Here is a 19,278-nt window from a genome sequence, read left to right as displayed (position 1 = left end):
AGTCGCCTCCTCAGGACACGATGCTGGTGATCAACTCCCTCGATTCTTCCTTACCGAGCGCCGCCCGGTCCATGGCCTTCAACACATCCTGGTAGAGCCCGATCGATGCCTTGTCCTCGAGAAACAGTGCCGAGTTCAGGCTGCCCTGGTAGACGACCGGCTCGTACTTGTCGAACTTCAACAGGGTGAAGTCACCAGTGAGCGCACGACCGGCGGGCAGGATCCGAAGGCTGATGTAGGGCCGGACCAGCATTCGCAACAGCTCGTGCAGCTGCTCTGCCAGCACATCGGCACCACCTACCGGCGAATAGAGCACCGGCTCGTACACGTAGAAGACGAACTTCTTGTGTCCCGCCACGATGCCTCGCCGCTCTATGCGAGCCGCCACCCACTCCTCGATGTCCTCGTCCTTGACGAAAGGCGAGTCCTCAGCGGCGGCGCGCGCGTACGACTCGATCTGCAGAAGTCCGGGGAGGAACAGCGAACTCCAGATCACGATCTCCTTGGCGAGTCGCTCGTGCTGGATGAGCGTCCGAACATGTGGCGGCAGCACCGATTCGTAGAGCTGGAGCCAGCCTTTCTCCCGCGACTCCAGGAAGAGCCCCTTCAGGTACTGGAACTCGTCCGGCCCCACGCCACACACGCCCAGCAGGTACGTGAACTCCTCCAGGGAGGTGCCGCCCTTGCCGTTGACCAGATCCGACAGCTTGGCGTGCTCCCAGCCGAGCCGTCGGGCCAGCTCAGCCTCCTTCAGACCGGTCCGGGCGATCATGGCGCGGAGGCACTCGCCGAACTCGCGTCCCAGCACAGTGGACACTCTCTTTGGCATGCCAGGAAAGTAGACCCGCCGCTCCCCCGACCTCCATCATTTCGGGCCCAAAATGACCCGAAGGAAGCAGACGTAGAAGGCTTCTACGGAATTCCGGCCAGCTCGTCCGCGACCTTCGTGAACGAGTCCGGCTCGACCCGCAACGCCCCGCGGAACGGCTGTTGCATCCCGACGCACACCACACACACGAACGCCAACACCGCCGCCGTCACACACATCTGCAGCACGTGCCGCGTTCGCCCGGAAAACCCGATGAGCAACGGGAACACGATCATCCCGACGGCCCCGGCGATCGTCCCGAACAGCATCAGCCTGCCGGTGTTGTCGAGCCCGTCGGCCTGGTCCAGTCGCTGCCGCCGCAGGTCGGTGATCTCCCGCAGCCGCTCCAGGATCCGTTCCCGCGCGCTCTTCACCGAGTCCGGTGCCGAGGGCAGCGCCAGGATCTCCGCGTGCAGCGAGGTCAGCGCCGACGCCGTGCCGGGGTCGGACCCGCCCGCCGCCAGCCGCGGCCACTCGTCGTCCGCCACCAGTTTCGGGTACGACGTCAGCAGCTGACGGACGTGGTCGCGTTGCGGTTGCGGCAGCACGCCGGTCTGCCAGCAGGCGTCCGCGACGGCGGCGGCCTCGCGGGCGGCGTTGTCCTCGGCGGTGCCGTTCTCCTCCCAGACGATCACCACGTAGAACGCCAGCGCGACGATGAACAGACCGCTGATCACCGCGCCCAGGAAGCCGCGTGAGTCCGCGTCGCGGTCGTCGGCCTGTTCGTGCGCACGGGAGCGTCCGAGCAGAAGGCAAGCCACGGCGGTGACGACCACCGACGCGATGACAACAACAAGCGCGGTCCACATGGCGTCCATCTCCGCACAGGGAGGCCGGGTTTGACCATCAAGTCCACGCTTCCCGGCGGTTTCGCCGCCCGTCGAGAGCAACCGCGGTTGATCATGCCCACCAGCGGTCCACATGGGAGCGTTAACAAGAAGTCGTTGGACACGAACAGGAGAACCGCGGCGCGAAAGTCCTCAACGGAGAGTGAGGACGGCTTGATCACCGAGCGGTGACAAGGCGGTGGAAGCGTGTCAACCTGCGTCGCATGCGTGCACCGATCCTCATCGCCGTCGTGCTGCTGGTTCCGCTGTTCACGCCCGGCTCGCCGGTCGCCGCGGCCGAGGTGTGGCACACCCAGTTCGACGAGGCGGTGCGCGGGGACGTCACGGTCGTCGGCAACGCCGTCCTGACCTGTCCGACACCGGAACAGGCCGGACCGAACCCGAAGTACCCGCCGCAGTCCTGTGTGGACGCTCAGAACCGCCGGGGCCACGGTCCTTCGGCGCAGAACAACGGCCACCGCATGTCGTGGGCCGACGTCGACGGCGACCCGTCGACGTTCGACTCCTCGGCGGCGCAGCTCACCCTCCCCGACCACGCCACGATCGCCTACGCCAAGCTCGGCTGGGCGGGCAGTGCGACCTGCCGCGACGCGACGAACCCGCCCGGCAGGCCGCAGGACCCGGTCACCCTCAACGGCGTCAAGATCAGCCCGGACCGGTTCGCCCAGGACGCGCCGGACGGACTCTCCAGCACCGACAACGCGTTCTACAGCGCAGAAGCCGACGTGACCCGGTTGATCAGGAGCGGGGTCGTGACGGTCGGCAACGTCTGGGCGCCGCAGGGGTTCGACTGCTTCGGCGGCTGGTCGCTGACGGTCGTGTGGCAGGAGCCCTCCGCGCCGTTGCGGCACATCGCGGTGCACGGCGGCCATGTACGCCTTCCCACGAAACTGCCGACGCTGCGCACCCCGATCGCCCCCACGCATCCCGCGGGCGGAGTCGTCCGCGTCGGCATCACCGCCTACGAGGGCGACTGGGCCACCGACGGCGACCAGATGCTGGTCAACGACACGTCGATCGGCGGCCGGAACGCCTTCGTCTCCAACGCCCAGGGAGCGCTGCAACCCCACGTTCCCAACAACATGAGCGTCGACGCGCGCACGTTCACCCTCCCCGAGGATGCGCTGACATCCGGCACGAAGAGCGCGGAGCTGACGTTCCGGCGGGCCGAGGACGCCTACCTCGTGCAGAACATCGCCTGGTCGTTCCCGCTGCCCGAACTCGCCCTGACGACCGACCCCGAACACCCGGCCGCCCACTCCGGGGACACCGTCGCCCAGACGGCGACCGTCACCAACACCGGTGACGCCCCGGCGGCCGACGTGACGGTGTGCGGGCAGAAAATCGGCACCGTCGCCGCCAAAGCGAAAGCCTCCCGCACCTGCACGTCGCGAGCGGCCGACGCCGACTACCAGACGACCGTCTCCGCAAACGGCGCGAGCCTCGCCGGAGATCAGCTCGCCGCGCAGAAGACCGCAAAGGTCGACGTGCTGCATCCGTCATTGCGTGCGACCACAACAACCGAACCGATGACCGCTCTCCCGGGACAAGTTGTCAAATTCTCAACAACTGTGTCGAACACCGGCGACACGCCGTTGTTCAACCTCAATGCGCGCACGGCCACTAACGGCTGCACTCCGATGCAAGGCCAGTTGAACCCCGGCGCCACGTCCACTGTCGACTGCACCGCCCCCGCCGGCGACGAGTCCGGCACGCTGACCTCGACCGTCACCGCCGCCGACCGGATCGGCGGCCACGCGGAGGCGTCCGCTTCCGTGCAGGTCAGGGTGATCTACCCGCGGCTGACGATCGCCGCGGTGTGGTCGTCCGACCGCGCGGCGGACGGCGAGCAGGTCACGGTCACGACCACCGTCGGCAACCCCTCCGACCTGCCCGTCGACGACGTGAAGGTCGACGGCGAACCCGCGGCGTGCCACCGGGCGTTTCCCGTGCTGCAGGCCCGCGAGCGCGTCACCTACACGTGCCAGGTCACGGCTCCGGTGAATTCTCGGTTGACGGTGTCCAGCGCGGAGGCCGTGGGCGAAAGCGCTCTCGTCCGGATCGAGTCGCTGACCGTTGACGCTGCCCCGGTGGCGCCGCGGGCTGACGAACCGGCGCCTCCACGCCCGGTCGCAAACGTCGAACAGGTGTCGAAACCCGCCGTTGGTGGGGTGGCCGCGGTAATGGGCGTGATCGGCATGGTGATCGTCGCGAGCGCGTTTTCCGGACTCGGCAGGAGGTGAAGGCGGGAAACGATGCTTTGACATTGTGAAGTCAGGCGTGTTCCAGCGGCCCGGAATGCGGTAGAAGGACCACATGGAGATCACCGCCTTCCTGGATCGCAAGCTGGCTCGCCGGTTCCGGACGTACGACTGCGACGGCGACGGGTTCATCGGGCGCGATGACTTCACACAGGCGGCCGAGCGCACCATCAAGGCGTTCGGGTTGGCCGCCGACGCCCCCAAGGCCGTCCGGTTCCACGACACGTTGATCGAGCACTGGGAGCAGCTTTCTTCCGTCACCGGCCGGGACCACGACGGGCGCATCAGCCTGCGGGAGTACCAGCAGGCGTTCGCGGACGGGCTGCTGAAGACACCCGAGTCGTTCGAGGAGGGGTACGGGCCGTTCCTGGACGCGGCGATGGCGATCGCGGACTCCGACGGCGACGGGAAGCTGACCGTAGAGGAGCACATCACCTGGACGGGCGCGCTGTTGAACCTGTCGGAGAGCGATGCGCGCGTGATCCACGACATGCTGTCCGGCGAGGACGGACTGATGTCCACGGAGGCGTTGCTGGAGGCGATCCGGGAGTTCTACTTCTCCGAGGACCCGGCGAAGGCCGGCAACTGGCTGCTCGGGTCGTTGGACTGACGTGCTGCTCAGGACACTGCAGGAGTACGCGGCACGCGCCCAGCCGGCCGCGCACGTCGAGGAGGCCGGCGGCTGGTGGTTGCGGCACTCCCCCGGCGACGCCTGGTGGGTGAGCGCGGTGCTGCCGCACGACCGCGAGGACCGGGTCGCGCTCGCCGAGGAGTTCTGCGCCGAACGCGGCTCCGGGGTGCGGTTCCAGATCACGCCGGGGGTGTGCGCGGAAGACCTCGACGCGCGGCTCGACGGACGCGGCTACGAGCGCGGGCGCGCCATGTCGCTGCAGATCGCCTCGACGTCGGAGGTGCTGCGGCACGCCCACGCCGACGCGGGCGCGGTGACGACCAGGCCGACCGACGCGTGGCTCGCGGCGTGGCAGACGGTGACCAAGAGGGACGTCAGCGCCGAACGCGACCTGCTCAGCCGGGTCGAGCACCCGAGCGCCTACGCGTACGCCGAGGTCGACGGGCAGGTGGTGGCCGTCGGGCGGGCGGTGGCCGAGCAGGGCTGGGCCGGGGTGTTCGGGATGGCGACGTTGCCGCACGCACGGGGACAGGGCGCCGCACGGTCCGTGCTCGCCGCACTCGCCTCGTGGGCGGCCGCGCGCGAGGCGAACCACATGTACCTGCAGATGGAGAAGACGAACACGGCGGCGTTCCGGCTGTACGAGCGCACGGGGTTCCGCGAGGTCTGCACGTACCACTACCGCATCCGGGGCTGACCCCCTGGGTTGATCATGATGAAGGGCTCCTTCATCCACGTGGGGTCGATGAAGGGACCCTTCATCCCGAACTTGCACGCCGCGCAGGTTCGGCGTCCGCAACCGATCAGGAATCGAGAAGGCGGGACCGGGGGTGCGGAGTTAGGTTTTGCGCCATGACGCATGAGGCCGACACCCACGATCTGATCCGCGTGCAGGGCGCGCGGGTGAACAACCTGCGCGACGTCGACGTCGAGATCCCGAAGCGCCGCCTGACGGTCTTCACCGGCGTGTCCGGTTCCGGCAAGAGCTCGCTGGTGTTCGGCACGATCGCCGCGGAGTCGCAGCGCCTGATCAACGAGACCTACAGCGCGTTCGTCCAGGGTTTCATGCCGACCCTGCCGCGTCCCGAGGTGTACCTGCTGGAGGGCATCACCACGGCGATCCTGGTCGACCAGCAGCGGATGGGCGCCGACCCGCGCTCGACCGTCGGCACCGCGACCGACGTGAACGCGATGCTGCGGATCCTGTTCAGCCGTCTCGGCACCCCGCACATCGGTGGGCCGCAGGCGTTCTCGTTCAACGTCGCCTCGATCTCCGGCGCGGGTGCCGTGACGATCGAGAAGGCCGGCCAGAAGGTCAAGGAGCGCCGCGAGTTCTCGATCACGGGCGGCATGTGCCCCCGGTGCGAGGGCCGCGGCCAGGTCTCCGACATCGACCTCACCGAGGTCTACGACGAGTCCAAGTCGATCCTCGAGGGCGCGATCAAGGTGCCCGGCTACAACGTCGACAACCAGTGGACCGTGCAGACGTTCGCGCAGTCCGGGTTCATCGACCCGAACAAGCCGATCCGCAAGTACACCAAGAAGGAACTGCACGACTTCCTCTACCGGGACCCGGTCAAGATCAAGGTCAACGGCATCAACCTGACCTACGAGGGCCTGATCCCGAAGCTGCAGAAGTCCATGCTGTCCAAGGACCGCGAGGCGCTGCAGCCGCACATCCGCGCGTTCGTGGACCGCGCGGCGACGTTCGGCACCTGCCCCGACTGCGACGGCACGCGGCTCACCGAGGCCGCCAGGTCGTCCAAGATCAAGGGTGTGTCCATCTCGGACCTGTGCGACATGCAGATCACCGATCTCGCCGAGTGGATCCGCGGCCTGAAGGAGAAGTCCGTCGCGCCGCTGCTGGACAAGCTCGCGCACACGCTGGACTCGTTCGTGGAGATCGGCCTGGGCTACCTGTCGCTGAACCGTCCTGCCGGGACGCTGTCGGGCGGTGAGGCGCAGCGGGTGAAGATGATCCGGCACCTCGGGTCGGCGCTGACCGACGTGACGTACGTGTTCGACGAGCCCACGATCGGGCTGCACCCGCACGACATCGAGCGGATGAACAACCTGCTGCTGCGCTTGCGGGACAAGGGGAACACGGTCCTGGTCGTCGAGCACAAGCCGGAGACCATCGCGATCGCCGACCACATCGTCGACCTCGGTCCCGGTGCGGGCCGGGGCGGCGGCACGATCTGCTTCGAGGGGTCGCTCGAGGGGCTGCGCAAGAGCGGCACGGTGACCGGGCGTCACCTGGACGACCGGGCGGCGCTCAAGCCGTCGGTGCGCTCCCGCACCGGAGTGCTGGAGATCCGCGGTGCCAACAAGAACAACCTGCGCGACGTCGACGTCGACATCCCGCTCGGCGTGCTGACGGTGGTCACGGGTGTGGCCGGTTCCGGCAAGTCGTCGCTGATCCACCAGTCGATGCCGAAGGACTCCGGCGCGATCGTGGTCGACCAGACGCCGATCAAGGGATCGCGGCGGTCCAACCCCGCGACCTACACCGGCCTGCTGGAGCCGATCCGCAAGGCGTTCGCCAAGGCCAACGGCGTGAAACCCGCCCTGTTCAGCGCGAACTCCGAGGGCGCGTGCCCGAACTGCAACGGCGCGGGCGTGGTGTTCACCGACCTCGGCATCATGGCGACCATCGAGTCACCGTGCGACGTCTGCGAGGGCAAGCGGTTCGACCAGGCCGTGCTGGAGTTCAAGTTCGGCGGCAAGGACATCGCCGAGGTGCTGGCGATGCCGGTGGCCGAGGCGGTCGAGTTCTTCGGCTCCGGCGAGGCCAAGACCCCGGCCGCGCACGCGATCCTGGCGCGGCTGGCCGACGTCGGTCTCGGCTACCTCTCGCTGGGACAGCCGCTGACCACCTTGTCCGGTGGCGAGCGGCAACGGCTGAAGCTCGCCACGCACATGGCGGACAAGGGCGGCATCTACGTCCTCGACGAGCCCACGACCGGCCTGCACCTGGCCGACGTCGAACAGCTGCTCGGCCTGCTGGACCGGCTGGTCGACGCGGGCAAGTCGGTGATCGTGATCGAGCACCACCAGGCCGTGATGGCGCACGCCGACTGGATCATCGACCTCGGTCCCGGTGCCGGTCACGACGGCGGCAAGATCGTGTTCGAGGGCACGCCGGCCGACCTGGTGGCGGACCGGTCCACGCTGACCGGCGAGCACCTGGCCGACTACGTGGGTGCCCCGGCGCGCCGCCGGAAGCGCTGACCGGGTACCAAGTAGGGCATGGAGATCACGGCGTTCCTGGACCGCAAGCTCACCCGCAGGTTCGAGACCTACGACGTCGACCGGGACGGGTACGTCGAGCGGTCGGACTTCGAGCAGGCCGGTGCGCGCACCACCGCGGCGTTCGGGCTGAGCGACGACGACCTGCGGGCGAAGCGGTTCCACGAGCAGCAGCTGGGCGTGTGGGACCACCTCGTCGCCGTGACCGACACCAACGACGACGACCGGATCAGCCTCACCGAGTACAAGACGGCGTTCGCGCGGCGGCTGATCGGGCGGCCGGAGTCGTTCGACGACAACTACCTGCCGTTCCTCGACGCGCTGGTGGCCGTCGCCGACCACGACGGCGACGGCCACCTCGGCGTGGACGAGTACGTGCGGTGGAGCGAGGCGCTGGTGAACCTGCGCTCCACCGACGCACGCGCGGTGCACGCCCGGCTCGACCACGACGGCGACGGTCTGGTGAGCACCGACGACCTGCTCGCCGCGATCCGGGCCTACTACTTCTCCGAGGACCCGGACGGTCCGGGCGCGTGGCTGTTCGGGCCGCTGGACTGAAACGTGAAGTCCGCGCGGGCCCTGGCGTCCGGTGCCAGCGGCAGGCGGATCCGGCCAGAGTCGACCAGGCGTTTCACCGCCGGCCGGCTCAGGCCGAACCCCTCGGTGAGCAGCTTCTCGACCCTGATCGGCGCCGGCAGCTCGAACCGGACGAAGACGTCCAGCGGCTGGTCGGCCTTCTCGACGTCGTAGAACGACAGGTCGGTCTCCAGCTCCCACGTGCCGGTCCAGTCGAGCCGGGGCTGGGCGTGCACCAGCTCGCGCACGACAGCCGGGTCGTTGTGCTCGAACCGCACCAGCCGGTCGTGGTCGAGCGCGGACACGTGAACCCGTTCGTGGACGGGGATTTTCGACGTGCGGTCGCACCGCGCGCAGCCGACCAGCAGCCAGACGTCGAGCTGCTTGCCGTTGGCGTTGACGCGGATCTTGCCGGTCGCGTGGTGGCGGTCGGTCCGGCAGGAGACGCAGGTCCTGACGATGGCGGGCAGTCCGAGCTCGCGGACGACCCAGAGCGACTTGTTCTCGGCATGACGAAGAGAGCTCATGTGGTTCGGTGATTCCCCAGGAGTCAGAGGCGTGCGGAAGAACCCGCACCGTCCACACGGGTGCGGGTGAGCTGCTCACCGGGTCAGGACCACATGATCGTCACAATGGCCACCCGTCAAGTCGCCGTGCAACGCATTTTTCGAACGGATCGGGTGACCGGACCACGACAGGTGGCGGGGGTGGCCCCTCCGGTCGGCGGATGGTGTGCCGGGAGCGCGCGGAGCAGGGTGATCGTTTTCGACCTGCAGAGCACCGGGAGATCCGGCTTGGCAACGCTGCCCAGCATCCAGCAAGTCCTCGACCTGGAGGGCGTACGGCGGGGAGAGCCGGCGGTGCTGGCCGGCGCGCGGAACCTCGGCCGGACCGTGCGCTGGATGCACGTGGCCGACCGGCCGCGGTCCGGAGAGCTCCTGCTCGTCGTGGACGGCGCTCTGCCGCCGGACGGTGTGCGGTGGCTCGAAGACGTGGCCGCGACCGGCGTCGCGGGCGTCGTGATCGGGTGCGCGACCGTGCTGCCGGAAGCGGTGGTGCACGCGGCGCAGCGGCTGGAACTGCCGTTGGTGCGGTTGCAGCGTGAGATCCAGGTGCCCGGGGTGACCGAGGCCGTGCTCGCGCTCGTGGCGGAAGGCCGGCTCGCCGAGTCACGCCGGTGCGAGGAGATCCACCGGCGTTTCACCGAGCTCGCGCGGGCCGGTGCCGGCGCGCTGACCGTGGTGTCGCACGCGGCGGCCATGGCCAGGTGCCCGGTGGTGCTGGAGAACACCGCTCATCAGGTCATCGCGTTCGCACCGGCGGACGCGGACCCCGGCCTGATCGCCGGCTGGGAGCTGAGGTCCCGGCAGATCGCCGTGAGTGGCCAGACCGGTTGGGACAGCACGGGCTGGCTCGTCACCGGTGTCGGCGCCGGAGCGGTCGAATGGGGCCGGCTGCTGGTCAGGTGCCCCGAACCGGGTACCGCGCACGTGGTCCTCGCCGAGCGGGCCGCCGGTGTGATCGCGCTGGACCTGCTGGCGCACAAGGACGAGGACTCGCGGTCGCGGGCCCAGCAGGCGCTGTTGACGTCGCTGCTCACGGGCGACCTGCTGTCCGCGGAGTTCGCCGCCCGCGCACGGGCGCTGGGGGTGCCGCTCGACGAGTCGGTGCTGGTGGCCGTGGTGATCCGCGGCCTGGGCGACCGGGCCGGCGACCTCCTCCGGGACCTGGCGTGCCTGCACGCGGTCCTCGACGACGGTTCACTCGGTGTGCTGCTGGCCCTGCGACCGGACGACGACGTGCACGGACTTCTGGTGCGGCTGGCGGAGGCGGTGCGGCGACGGGCCCCGGTGATCGTCGCGGCCAGCGAGCCGGTGACATCGGTGAAGGACGCGCGCAAGGCGCTGGTGGAGGCACAACAGGTGGCCGCGGCCGCGAGCGGTGGCCGCTGGGACGCGCCGTACGTGAAGCTGCGCGACCTCGGGCTGCACGGGCTGATGTACCTCCTTCGCGACGACCCGCGCGTACAGGCTCACGTCGAACGGGAGCTGGGCCCGCTGCTCCGGCCGGGACACGCCGACCTGATCGCCACCCTGCGGTCCTATGTGGACAGCGGCGGCAACAAGACGGACGCGGCCGCGGCGACGAACCTGTCCAGACAGGCGCTGTACGACCGGCTGAAGCGGGTCGGCCAGCTGCTCGACGCCGACCTCGACTCGCCTCGGGTGCGGGCGTCGCTGCACGCGGCCCTCTGCGCCCACGACGCAATCGGGCATCCTTGACACAATGTCCATCCGAATACGAAATTCCACCGGATTGTCAATCGCTTCGCGCGGGTGAACCTTTAGCGACTCCACTCCGTACTACCCGGGTAGAGCCAGGCGGAAATCAACGATCCGGGAGTCCACGTGATTGTAGAAGAGCGCGTCAGTGTGCAGAGCGCGGTAGCCGTCGTCCGCGCTGACGGTGAGTACCGGCTGGTGGCGAACCGCCCGATCGCGGAGGGAGAGCTGCTGTTCACCGTCGAGGGCGAGCTGACGACCACCCCGACCCGCTACACCGTGCAGGTCGGCCGCGAGACCCACGTGGACGTTCCCGCCGAATACGACTTCGAGGCAATCCTCGACCGTTTCTACTGGCGCTTCATGAACCACAGCTGCGACCCGACGGTTTTCGTCCGGGGACGCGCGGTGATCAGCCTGAAACCAGTCGAATTCGGACAGGACATCACATTCAACTACAACACCACAGAATTCGACATGGCCGAGCCGTTCGCCTGCCGGTGCGGCAGCGAGGCGTGCACCGGCACTGTCCAGGGCTTCCGGCACCTGTCCGGTGAGGAGCGGCAGAGGCTGCGGCCGTGGCTCGCCGCCCACCTCTCCGCGGAAACGCGGTGACGGCCACCGCCCCGGCCACCGTACGGACCCCGACGGTCTCACTGGTCGACTTCTTCGACAGTGCAGCCAGCCAGTGGCCGGATGCCATCGCTGTGGACGTCCCACCTGCCAGTGGGCGTCCGCAACGCAGCCGGCTCACGTACGCGGAGCTGCAGCAGAAGTCCAGTGCCGTGGCAGGGGCCTTCGAGCGGATGGTCGGGCACGGGCGCGTCATCTCGATCATGCTGCCCCGCACGTCCGTCGCGCTTTACGTGACGCAGCTCGCCGTGCTGAGGGCGAAGTCCGCGCACGTGTGCCTGGACCCGGCGTTCCCGGACGACCAGGTCCGGCACATCCTCACCGACTCCGGTTCCCAGGTGCTCGTCACCAACGCGGAGGGGGCCGAGCGGGCGGCGCGGGTCGGCTTCCGCGGTGCCGTGATCAGGACCGACAGCCCGATGTCGAAGGCGCCCGTCGTCGACGCCCCGCCGGGGCCCGACGGCCTGGCCTACCTGATCTACACCTCGGGTACCACCGGCAAGCCCAAGGGCGTGATGGTCGGGCACGCCGGCATCGCCAACCTGATCAGTTCCGACCTGATGGAGTTCGGCCTCCGCCCTGGAGACCGGGTGGCCCAGGGCTCGTCGGCCGCGTACGACTCCTCGGTCGAGGAGATCTGGATGGCCCTGGCCTCCGGCGCCACCGTGGTGGTGATGGACGACGAGACGGTCCGGCTCGGCCCCGACGTGGTGCCGTGGCTGCGCAACGAGCGGGTCACCGTGTTCTGCCCACCACCGACCCTGTTGCGCGCGGCCGCCTGCCCCGACCCGCAGACCGCGCTGCCCGACCTGCGGCTGCTCTACGTCGGCGGTGAGGCGCTGCCCGACGACGTCGCCGAGCTGTGGTCACGTGGCCGGCGGATGGTCAACGGCTACGGCCCCACCGAGTGCACGGTCACCTGCCTGCGCCAGGACATCGTGGCGGGACAACCGATCGCCATCGGCCGCCCGGTGCCCGGCGCGCGGGCGTGGGTGCTCGACGAGCAGCTCAGACCGGTCGCTCCCGGACAGCGGGGCGAGCTGTGCATGTCGGGGGTCGGCCTGGCGATCGGCTACCTCAACAAGCCGGAGCTGACCGCCGAGAAGTTCCCCGACCACCCGGAGGCCGGCCGGATCTACCGCACCGGTGACCTCGTGCACGCGGAGCCGGACGGGACGCTCTTCTACCACGGCCGGATCGACTCCCAGGTCAAGGTCCGCGGCTACCGGATCGAGCTGGAGGCGATCGAGAGCGTCCTCGCCCGCTGTGACGGCGTGCGCGAGGCGGCGTGCTGCGTGCAGGGCGAGGGCCCGTCCCAGGCGATCGCGGCACACCTGATCGTGGAGGACCGGAATCGCCCGCCGCACGTGGAGAGCCTGCGAAGCAGGCTGCGGGCGGAACTTCCGTCCTACATGGTGCCCGCGGTGTTCGGACTGATCGACGAGCTGCCGCGCAGCGCGGGTGGCAAGCTGCGCCGGGCCGACCTGCCGGTCCTCACCCAGGCCGAGCGCCGCCGCCGCTCTCGCGGTGACACCGGCCGGATGAACCCGGTCGAGATGTCGATCGCCGTCGCGATCTGCGAGGTCTTCGACCTGGCCACCGAGAACCTGTCGGCGCAGGACGACTTCTTCGACGACCTCGGCGGCACGTCGCTGCAGGCGGCGATCCTCATCTCCAAGCTGCGGGCCAACCCCATCACCGCGGCCATCACCGTCCGCGACGTCTACCAGGCGCGCACCGTCAACGGGCTGGCGCAGCTCGTCGGTTCCGGCGGCCAGGCACCGGCGCGGCAGGAGCCGGCGCCGGAACCCCTGGTGGCCTCCGCGCGCGACGCCGCCTCGGTGACCATGGAGCAGTCGTGGTGGCTGCTGCTGGAACTGCTCATCCTCGCGCCCGTCGGCTACCTGGTCGCCTTCGAGCTCCTGCCGTGGGCGGCGGGCCTGATCGGCCTGCTGCCGCTCGTGGTGATCGTGCCGTTCCTCCTGGCTCCGCTGCGCCTGGTCTGGACGCCGATCGCCGTCTTCATCGCCGTGCAGATGAAACGCATGCTGATCGGCCAGTACAAGCCCACGCGCGCTCCCGCGTGGGGTGATCTCCGCGTGCGGATGTGGATCGTGCAGAACGTCGTGCGCGTCATCCCGTGGAAGAGCATCGCCGGAACGGAGTTCCAGTGCATGGCGTTGCGCGCGCTCGGCGCCAGGATCGGCCAGCGCGTGCACATCCACCGCGGTGTCAACCTGACCCAGGGCGGCTGGGACCTGCTGGACATCGGCGACGACGTGACGCTCGGCCAGGACGCGCACCTCGGACTGGTCCAGTTCGAGCACGGCCAGCTCGTCGTCGGCCCGGTCAGGATCGGCGACGGGGCCACCGTGGACACCCGCGGCAGCCTCGGCCCCGGCTCCCGGATGGGACGCGACTCGTGGCTCAGCGCGCTGTCGTCGCTGCCGGCCGGGAAGTCCATCCCGGACGGTGAGATGTGGAACGGCGTGCCGGCGCAGCCGGTGGGACCGGCGCCACGACCGCCGGTACCGGTGCAGGAGGGCAGCCTCTTCTCCCCGACGCTGCACGGAATCGCGATGATGGTGTCCAGGACGCTGCTCGCGTGGGTGCTGGCGCTGCCGGCCACCGCGGTGGCGATCGGCGTCATCCTCTACTTCCGGCTCACGTACGACTCGCTGCTCGTCGTGCTCACGAACCCGCTGAACTACCTGCCCGTCCTCGGAGTGGTCGCGGGGCTGGTCTGCCTGGGTCTGATGCTGACGGTCGCGCTGGAGGCGCTGGTCACGCGGGCGCTGGGGCGGGTGACGGAGAAGGTGATCAGCCGCTGGAGTCCCGCGTACATCCGGGTCTGGTTGAAGGCCGGACTGGTCGACTCCGCCAACAAGTGGCTGTCCGGCGGCCTGTACTGGCCGACCTGGCTGCGCTGGGCCGGCATGGACGTGGGCCGCGGCTGCGAGATCAGCACGATCATCGACGTGGTGCCCGAGCTGATCCACATCGGACCCGACACGTTCTTCGCCGACGGCATCTACCTGGGCGGGCCGCGCATCCAGCGGGGTGCGGTCACGCTGGCGGAGCTGCACATCAGCGAGCGGACCTTCTTCGGCAACCACGCGGTCATCGCCGGTGGGCAACGGCTGCCGTCCGACATCCTGATCGGGATCAGCACCGTCGCCGACGACAAGGTCGTGCGGCAGGGCAGCTCGTGGTTCGGGCATCCGGCGTTCGAGCTGCCGCAGCGCGAGGTGGTGGAGGTCGACCGGTCGCTGACCCACGAACCCTCGCTGATCCGGCGGATCAACCGGCTGTTCTGGGAATGGCTGCGGTTCGCCCTGCCCGTCGCCCCGCTGGTGGTCACGACCGCGTGGTTCTGGGGCATCGCGTTCGCGGCGAAGACCCTGCCGCCCACCGTCTTCCTGACCGTCGGCGTCGCCGCGGTGACGCTGGGCGTCGCGCTGCTGCCGGGCCTGATCGTGCTGGCGATGAAGTGGTTCCTGCTGGGCAAGGTGAAGCCCGGCATCCACCCGCTGTGGTCGTGCTGGTGCAGCCGGTGGGACTTCCTCTACGTCGCCTGGGGTTTCATCGCGAGCGGCACGCTCGCCCCGCTCGAAGGCACCCTGCTGCTCGCGGTGTACCTGCGCCGGATGGGCATGAAGATCGGCAAGCGCGTGGTGCTCGGCGACGGGTTCGCCCAGGTCGTCGACCCGGACATGCTCCAGTTCGACGACGGCGCCACCGTGAACGCCATGTTCCAGGCGCACACCTTCGAGGACCGCGTCCTGAAGACGGACAAGGTCGTGGTGGGCGCGAACTCCACCCTGGCCCACGGCACGGTTCCGTTGTACGGCGCGAACATCGGTGAAGGGACGTATGCGGCGACCCACAGCGTGATCATGAAGCAGGAGCACCTGCTGCCGCACACCCGGTACGAAGGTGCTCCCACCAGGGCGCAGGCGTGACGCGCTCAGAACCTGCGCTCGATCTCCTTCACCGCGGCCGCCGCGATCTCCGCGGCGGCCTGCCGCGGCGACGGTGCGTCGATGATCCGGCCGACGAGGCGGCGCATGTTCGCGCCGATCTTCGCGAACGCCGACTCCGCGCTGGCCTCGATGTCACCGAACAGCGTCCACCACCACCAGGAGTTCGTGGCGGAGTTCGCGACGACGTCCGGGATGATCAGCGCGTCGATCATCTCCTCCGCCTCTTCGGTCACCGGCATGTTGGCGGCCTCGACGATCAGCCTGGCCGTCACCGCGTGCGCGTTCTCGGCGTTGATCGCGTAGCTGGTCGCGGCCGGGACCAGGACGTCCGCCTCGACGTCGAGCCACTTCTCGCGGTCGAGCTCGACGTCGCCCGGTCGCAGCCGGTCGCGGTCGATGCCGCCCTGCGCGTCCCGGGACAGCAGGAGGGACTCCACGTCGAGGCCGTCGGGGTTGGCGATGACACCGTTGACATCGACGAGCCCGACGACCCTGACGCCCGCTTTGGCGAGGTAGCGGGCCGTGGCGCCACCCATCGAGCCGAAGCCCTGGATCAGCGCCGTCGGGTCGCCGAGCCCGAGGTGCTCGATGCCCGCGAGTGCCGCCTCCGCCACGCCGTAACCGCCGACCAGCTCGTCCAGGCTGACGCCGTCGACGTCGACCGCGAAGGCGTCCGCGAGGCGCCGGCGGGCCTTCTGCTCGTCGTCCAGCAGCGGGTAGACGGCCTGGATCGACGACTGCAGCCCGATCTTCTCGATGGCGGTGTCGATCGTGGACTGCCGCAGCCCGAGGTCCTCCCCCATCGTCCAGAAGCGCTCGATGTAGGGCCTCATGGCGAACAGGTAGGCCGTGAGGACCTCTTCGGCGCGCGGGTCGTACGGGTCGAAGTCGATGCCGCCCTTGGCACCGCCGAGCGGCACGTACCGCGCCTCGGGGTCGTAGTTGAGCGCCTCCTTGGCCGTCATGCCCTCGGCCAGCCCGCGCACCTCGTCGAGGGTGCAGCCGGCGCGCATCCGCAGGCCGCCGCTGCTCACCCCGCGCACCAACCGGTCGATGACGAGGTAACCACGCGCCTGGGTCGCCGGGTCGGTCCACGCGACCTGGAGATAACTCATCGAACACACCTCTTGACTGAAGCCTATGACCGCGGTCACATGGTCCGTCCAAATAACTGACTGACGGATCAGTTAACCATCTGGAGGGCCCGTGAGCGAGGTACAGCCTCTCAGCGGCAATTGGCTCAGCGAACGCACCCACCTGCGCACGTCGCTGCGCCGCGTGGACGTGACGTTCTACCTGCTCTGCACCCTCGTCGGCCTGGACACCATCGGCAGCGTCGCCGCCAACGGCCCGCAGGGCCTCGTCTGGATGGTGATCCTCGCGGTGGTGTTCTTCCTGCCGTACGGGTTCCTGACCACCGAGCTCGGCACGGCGTTCCCCGTCGAGGGCGGCCCGTACGTGTGGACCAAGCTCGCGTTCGGGCGGCTCGCCGCAGGCGTCAACCAGGTGCTCTACTGGCTGTCCAACCCGTTGTGGAACGGCGGCACGCTGGCGATCATCGCGCTGACCACGTTCGAGAAGTTCTTCCTGCCGCTGGGCCTGGCCGGCAAGCACGTCGCGGGCCTGGCGTTCATCTGGACCGGTGTTCTCACGGTCGCGGCGTCGTTGCGGATCGGCAAGTGGGTGCCCATCGCGGGCGCGTTCGCGCGGATCGTGCTGCTGGGCTTCTTCACGATCTCCGTCGTGGTGTACGCGGTGAAGAACGGCGTGCAACCGTTGTCCGGCAAGGACTTCGTACCCACGTGGACCGGTTTCGTAGCGCTGGTGCCCGTGCTGATCTTCAACTACGTCGGCTTCGAGCTGCCCTCGGCAGCGACGGAGGAGATGAAGGACCCGCAGAAGACCGTGCCGTTCGCGATCCTGCGGGCGGGCGTCGCGTCGTTCCTGCTGTACGGCGGTCCGATTCTCGGGATCCTGCTGGTGGTTCCGTCCTCACGGATCCAGGGACTGGGCGGGTTCATCGACGCCGCCAAGCAGGTGCTGACCGTGTACGGCGGCTCGGTGGCTCCCGACGGGACCGTGACGCTGACCGGCGCGGGTGCCGTGCTCGGGTCGGTGTGCGCGGCCGGGTTGATCATCGGGGTGCTGACCTCCGGTGTCTCGTGGGAGATCGGCGCGCACCGGGCGCAGGCCGTGGCGTGTGCCGACGGTGCCGGACCCGCTTACCTGGGGCGGTTTTCCCCACGCCTGGGCACGCCGCTGCGGGTGAACGTCCTTTCCGGACTGATCGCGACCGTCGTGCTGGTGACGGCGTTGAACCTGACGGACGGCGACTCGGAGAAGTACTTCACCGCCGGACTCGCGCTGGTGATCTCGACGACGTTCATCAGCTACCTGCTGACGTTCCCGTCGATGCTCGTGCTGCGCCGCCGCCTGCCGGAGGTCTCCCGGCCGTTTCGCGCGCCTTTCGCCGTGCTGACAACGGTTCTGACGACCGGGCTGGTGGCCTTCACCGTAATCGTGCTGATCTGGCCGGTGACACTGCCGTCGGCGTTCGAGGGTGAGCGGACGGCCTACACGCTGTCGCAGGTGGTGCCGTTGCTGATCGTGATCGGCGTCGGGTTGCTGTTCTACGCGCTGGGCGCGCCTACGCGTGCGCTGGACCGGGAGCTGCGGCGGGACTTCATCTCGCCATCTGCATGAGGAACTCGGCGTTGCTCCGGGTCTTGCGCAGTCCTTCGAGAAGCACGTCGATCTCGCGGTCCGCCATGGCCCGGCGCACCGCGTCGGTGATGGCGAGTTCTTGTGGTGAGACCAGCAGTTCCGCCTTGCGGGTGCTGGACTGGTGCAGGTCGATCGCCGGGTAGATCCTCTTCTGGGCGGCCTTGCGGTCGAGCTTGAGCTCGGCGTTGCCGGTGCTCTTGAGCTCCTCGAAGATCACCGTGTCGGCCAGCGACCCGGTCTCGACGAGCGCGGTGGCGAAGATGGTGAGACTGCCGCCTTCCTCGATGTTCCTCGCGGCACCGAGGAACTTCTTCGGCGGCGTGAGCGCGGTCGAGTCGACACCACCGCTCAGGATGCGCCCGCCGTTGGGCGCGGCGAGGTTGTAGGCACGCCCGAGACGCGTGAGCGAGTCGAGCAGGATCACGACGTCCTGCCCGTCCTCGACGAGCCGCTTGGCCCGTTCGACCGCGAGCTCGGCCGTGGCGATGTGTTCCTTCGGGTGCTCGTCGAACGTCGAGGTGAACATCTCGCCCGGGATGGTGGTCCGCATGTCCGTGACCTCCTCCGGCCGTTCGCCGACGAGCGTGACGATCAGGTGGACCTCGGGGTTGTTCTTGGCGATGGCCTGCGCGATCTGCTGCAGCACGATCGTCTTGCCGGCCTTGGGAGGCGCGACGACGAGCGCCCGCTGCCCCTTGCCGACCGGCATGACCAGGTCGATCGCGCGGCTGGTCAGCTCGTCGGGGTCGTGTTCGAGCCGGAGGCGCTCGTTGGGGTAGAGCGGCGTCAGGTCCTCGAACCTGGGCCTGCGGTGCGGCTTGCGCCCGTTCACGGTGTCGACGCCGACGAGCTTGCCGTCCTGCGCCTCCCCGCTGATCTGGTCGCCGCGGCGCAGGTCGTGCTGCTTGACGAGACTCTGCGGCACCTGCGGACCGTCAACGAGAAAAGCCTTGTGGTTGCGTATGTCGAGTACACCGATGTGCATCGGGTCTGTCCTTTCAGGAGGGTTGAGTGAGATGCGCTTCATCGACTCCGCGCACGTGCCGTGCGTCGGAGGAGAGCGCTTGCAGATGCTGTTTTCAAGGCATCTGGTGTGGGTCCGCCAGCCGTCAGAAGCCGGGGGCGTTCGCTGCGGAGCTGAGATGGTCCAGCAGCTGATCGGAACTTACGTGCACCTTGTGCGCACTGCCGTTACAAGCGGACTGTAGCAGACAACGTCAACG

At 68.9% G+C, this 19,278-nt stretch carries 13 protein-coding genes and 1 pseudogene; 9 read left to right on the top strand and 5 right to left on the bottom strand.

The window, feature by feature from the left end; all coding sequences use genetic code 11:
- Positions 1-10 precede the first annotated feature (10 nt).
- Together ABZV40_RS08690 and ABZV40_RS08685 are read right to left on the bottom strand one after the other, a co-directional pair.
- Positions 11-829, bottom strand: a complete 819-nt coding sequence (locus tag ABZV40_RS08690; protein WP_355437631.1) for a helix-turn-helix transcriptional regulator — start codon at positions 827-829, stop codon at positions 11-13.
- Positions 830-912: 83 nt separating this feature from the next.
- A complete protein-coding gene (locus ABZV40_RS08685; RefSeq protein WP_355437629.1) occupies positions 913-1,677 on the bottom strand; it encodes a hypothetical protein in 765 nt (254 codons plus the stop codon).
- A gap of 242 nt (positions 1,678-1,919) precedes the next feature.
- On the opposite strand from ABZV40_RS08685, the gene ABZV40_RS08680 reads away from it, so the two are divergent.
- The 5 genes from ABZV40_RS08680 to ABZV40_RS08660 all read left to right on the top strand — a co-directional run bounded on the left by ABZV40_RS08680 (position 1,920) and on the right by ABZV40_RS08660 (position 8,415).
- Complete coding sequence (locus tag ABZV40_RS08680) at positions 1,920-3,959, top strand: hypothetical protein (RefSeq protein ID WP_355437627.1); 2,040 nt, start codon at positions 1,920-1,922, stop codon at positions 3,957-3,959.
- Positions 3,960-4,032: 73 nt separating this feature from the next.
- Entirely contained in the window at positions 4,033-4,587 is a 555-nt protein-coding gene (locus ABZV40_RS08675; RefSeq protein ID WP_355437625.1) for an EF-hand domain-containing protein, read from the top strand.
- Position 4,588: 1 nt separating this feature from the next.
- Positions 4,589-5,305 carry a GNAT family N-acetyltransferase gene (locus ABZV40_RS08670; protein WP_355437623.1) on the top strand — a complete coding sequence of 239 codons (717 nt, stop codon included), beginning with the start codon at positions 4,589-4,591 and terminating at the stop codon, positions 5,303-5,305.
- A 155-nt stretch (positions 5,306-5,460) separates the two neighbouring features.
- Complete coding sequence (locus ABZV40_RS08665; protein WP_355437621.1) at positions 5,461-7,839, top strand: excinuclease ABC subunit UvrA; 2,379 nt, start codon at positions 5,461-5,463, stop codon at positions 7,837-7,839.
- Between the two features lie 18 nt (positions 7,840-7,857).
- Entirely contained in the window at positions 7,858-8,415 is a 558-nt protein-coding gene (locus tag ABZV40_RS08660; RefSeq protein ID WP_355437619.1) for an EF-hand domain-containing protein, read from the top strand.
- Here ABZV40_RS08660 and ABZV40_RS08655 read toward each other — a convergent pair.
- Entirely contained in the window at positions 8,358-8,960 is a 603-nt protein-coding gene (locus ABZV40_RS08655) for a DUF1062 domain-containing protein (RefSeq protein WP_355437618.1), read from the bottom strand. The two genes, ABZV40_RS08660 and ABZV40_RS08655, sit on opposite strands and share 58 nt — an antisense overlap.
- A gap of 228 nt (positions 8,961-9,188) precedes the next feature.
- Here ABZV40_RS08655 and ABZV40_RS08650 point away from each other — a divergent pair, with 228 nt between their 5' ends.
- From ABZV40_RS08650 to ABZV40_RS08640, 3 genes are all read left to right on the top strand, one after another.
- The gene (locus tag ABZV40_RS08650; RefSeq protein WP_355437616.1) at positions 9,189-10,715 is read left to right on the top strand and encodes a PucR family transcriptional regulator ligand-binding domain-containing protein; all 1,527 of its coding nucleotides are present in this window, start codon (positions 9,189-9,191) and stop codon (positions 10,713-10,715) included.
- Between the two features lie 126 nt (positions 10,716-10,841).
- Positions 10,842-11,330: an SET domain-containing protein-lysine N-methyltransferase gene (locus tag ABZV40_RS08645; RefSeq protein WP_355437614.1), complete on the top strand. Its 489-nt coding sequence runs from the start codon at positions 10,842-10,844 to the stop codon at positions 11,328-11,330.
- Positions 11,327-15,310 (top strand): amino acid adenylation domain-containing protein, encoded by a 3,984-nt coding sequence (locus tag ABZV40_RS08640; RefSeq protein ID WP_355437612.1) that lies wholly within the window; start codon positions 11,327-11,329, stop codon positions 15,308-15,310. Before ABZV40_RS08645 ends, ABZV40_RS08640 begins: the two co-directional genes overlap by 4 nt.
- A 5-nt stretch (positions 15,311-15,315) precedes the next feature.
- On the opposite strand, the gene ABZV40_RS08635 is transcribed toward ABZV40_RS08640, so the two are convergent.
- Positions 15,316-16,446 carry a Glu/Leu/Phe/Val dehydrogenase dimerization domain-containing protein gene (locus tag ABZV40_RS08635; protein ID WP_355437610.1) on the bottom strand — a complete coding sequence of 377 codons (1,131 nt, stop codon included), beginning with the start codon at positions 16,444-16,446 and terminating at the stop codon, positions 15,316-15,318.
- Between the two features lie 91 nt (positions 16,447-16,537).
- Here ABZV40_RS08635 and ABZV40_RS08630 point away from each other — a divergent pair, with 91 nt between their 5' ends.
- Entirely contained in the window at positions 16,538-18,034 is a 1,497-nt protein-coding gene (locus tag ABZV40_RS08630; RefSeq protein WP_355437608.1) for an APC family permease, read from the top strand.
- Here the strand turns inward: ABZV40_RS08630 and rho are convergent.
- Positions 18,015-19,031 (bottom strand): annotated as a pseudogene (gene rho / locus ABZV40_RS08625) (transcription termination factor Rho); the annotation flags it as partial. The gene ABZV40_RS08630 and the pseudogene rho sit on opposite strands and share 20 nt — an antisense overlap.
- Positions 19,032-19,278 lie beyond the last annotated feature (247 nt).

The sequence above is a fragment of the Lentzea sp. NPDC004782 genome (genome assembly GCF_040609115.1).
In the GTDB taxonomy this organism is placed as follows: domain Bacteria; phylum Actinomycetota; class Actinomycetes; order Mycobacteriales; family Pseudonocardiaceae; genus Lentzea.
This window is presented reverse-complemented; position numbering and strand designations above follow the sequence as displayed.